This is a genomic window from Prevotellamassilia timonensis (assembly GCF_021531665.1).
Taxonomy (GTDB): Bacteria; Bacteroidota; Bacteroidia; order Bacteroidales; family Bacteroidaceae; genus Alloprevotella.
Window position 1 is genome coordinate 1 of sequence record NZ_JADYUH010000105.1, and the last position, 1,794, is coordinate 1,794.

The following is a 1,794-nucleotide window of genomic DNA, read 5'->3' on the forward strand; positions in this document are numbered from 1 at the left end:
ATTGAGCCCACTTTAAAAAGTGGCATATTTGAAATTCAGTCTGACCTATATGGCTATTCTGGGTGATTCACGGCAAAAGGGTCTCACTTGAAGTTGATTCGAAAAAATCAGCATCATGCACCCCAATGCTCCTCTGAGAGGCCAGAAAAGGTAAAATGTAGCTCTTTGAAATGCTGCTGACTGGAATATTACCACCCTTCGGAAGTTCATCCATGCGCATCTGGCGTATGCCTGCATACGGTGCTTCAGCAAGCCCCTGTATCGAGTCTTGCCGTTGCGCGTGTGGAAACTGTACTGGAACATGGCGGCCTCTACGTTGTTGCGCCTTCGCTGCTCCTCAGGCGGCAGGCTCTCAATCTGCTTGCGCAGCTGGTAGGCCTCAATATCCTTGTCCTCAAAGTAGCGCCACCCGGTCTTGTTCGCCCAAGGTATTCGCCATCGCTGGCGTTTGCCTTGATTGGTTACGGCTTTGACCGCTTCGTATGTGTTTCCTGTCTGCTTGTCGACAACAGTCAGACCGTCTTCGTCGTGTCGGATGAGTTCCCAGCGGTTGCCTCCCTGCATCTTGCCCGTCTTGAGCCTCATGCCTGCATGACCCTCGGCAAAAGCGCGGTTATCAGGACTCTGGTAGGCTCCGTCCGCGTACAAATCCTCGACGGTGGTGTTTGTAACCCTCTCGCTATTCTCAACAGCCTCCTGGAGGAAATGGCAGTCTGCAAAGACCGCCGTCTCGACCTGTACGGAGGTGATGATGCTGGGCTTGTCATCCTCCACCGTCTCGGTGATGTTCGTCACATATCCCTGTACCTTCTGGTCGTTCTTGTTGCGATAAGTGGCATCGGGGTCGTTGGGGTTCTGCACGCTGTCAGCCTTGACTGTGGCCTTGTCGCGAAGCACGGCCTTGCCGTCTTTCATGGTGTACTGCTCGTCAAACACACGGCGAAGCAGGGCGCAGCAAGGGTCATCGTCCCGGTATCCTGACAAGAGCTGGTGGATGAACGAGCCTATCTGCGCAAAGCGACTCTGGAGCGTGTCGGCATCGCTACGGTAGACGGTCTTGGAGGAGTCCTCGCCAAGATATGCCTTGGCCAGTTCCTGAAGCTCAGCCGGGAGACTGCACACTTCAGCCGACTTGAGGAACTTCTGTAGAGTGGTGCAGATAAGTTCATAGCGGGATTGCCGGGCTATGTTGCTACCGATAAGCTTGCTGTCCATGCGGATGCACTTGCCCGAAATCTTCAGCTGCTTGACAAGACTGCCCGTGACAGCCTCAAAGCACTCTTGCATAAGGTCGATGCCTGTCTTCTCATAGTACTCGCAGATGCGACGGCGGAAAAGGTAGTATGTGTCAAGCGAGGGAGTCACGTCGCTGATGAGCTCCAGACCCAATGACTTGCGTGTCAGAAGGTCGAACTCGCACTTCTCAAACAACTCCTCGTCGCTACATCCGAAGCCCTCCTTCAGCCAGGACATGCTTACCAGCACGCGGATAGAGGCCGTCGGACGACCGCTCTTCTTTCCTTCCGGGAAAAGAACCTTGAAACGTTCCTCGTCAATCTTCGAGGTGTACATACGGAAATACTGGTTGTGCCAGGCATTGGGGTCTGTGTACTTCTTTGATGCACGGGCACCAAGTTGCATGGTCGGAGACGTGAACATGTCCAGTTGAGGATTGGGATCGGTTTTCTTGAACATCGGACTGTCGTTTGATTTATGGTGTAAAGGTAAAAAAATACCCAAACAGCAGCATATAAATACTTAAACAATCACAACGCCACTTTTTAAAGTGGGCTC

Annotated in this window: 1 protein-coding gene; it reads right to left on the minus strand. The window is 52.8% G+C overall.

Annotation, left to right across the window (positions count from 1 at the left end):
• Positions 1 to 45: 45 nt before the first annotated feature.
• Complete coding sequence (locus tag I6E40_RS10525) at positions 46 to 1,695, minus strand: transposase (RefSeq protein ID WP_235387199.1); 1,650 nt, start codon at positions 1,693 to 1,695, stop codon at positions 46 to 48.
• Between the last annotated feature and the right edge of the window lie 99 nt (positions 1,696 to 1,794).